Below are 615 nucleotides of genomic sequence, written 5' to 3'. Positions count from 1 at the left end.
CGTTGAAGCTGGGCAGCCATTCGGCATTGCTGGACTTGAGCACCTGGCGGGTGAAATCGCCGGTGGGGCGCAGGGTGATGGTGCCGTCGGGGTTGTTGATCACATCCAGGCCGCTGCGCAGGCCAACCGAGCTGACATCGGTGCGCACCCAGCGCACGCCGATGTTGCCGGTGACCGGCAGGCCGAACCATTCGCTGCTGTAGTCGCCCATCAGGTAGATGGCGTTGGTCTTCTCGGTGACATCGTTGTTGGCCGGGTCGCGCAGGTCCGCGCTCAGGCCGGTGTCGTCCACGCCGGTGAAGGCCTTGAACAGGCAACGGCTGTCGAAGGTGGCCCACTGGTCGATGGTGTTGCCGCTGGCGTTGGCCAGGAAGTCCTTCTGCGGGAATGCCTGGCGGCAGGCCTGGTTGGCCGCGCGGATGGCCGCGACATTGGTGGTGGTGATGTCGCGGGTGTCGGTGAAGTCGGTGTAGCTGGCTTCGGAGTGGCGCAGGCCGCCCTTGAACGCGGTGAAGAAGCCGCTTTCCGGGGTGAACGCGGCATCGAAGCGCTGCGCGCGGATGGTGTGTTCGCGGGTCTGCTGACGGCGGCGGATCAGCGCCGAGTCGGTGTAGT

At 66.2% G+C, this 615-nt stretch carries 1 protein-coding gene; it reads right to left on the bottom strand.

Annotated features, from left to right (window positions below):
- Positions 1-615: hypothetical protein (locus ACXJKJ_RS31105; protein ID WP_457395437.1), on the bottom strand; the 615-nt coding region annotated here is incomplete at both ends.

Source organism: Roseateles sp. P5_E1 (assembly GCF_054049335.1).
The sequence above is the reverse complement of the archived record's forward strand: the minus strand, read 5'-3'. Positions and strand labels throughout refer to the sequence as shown.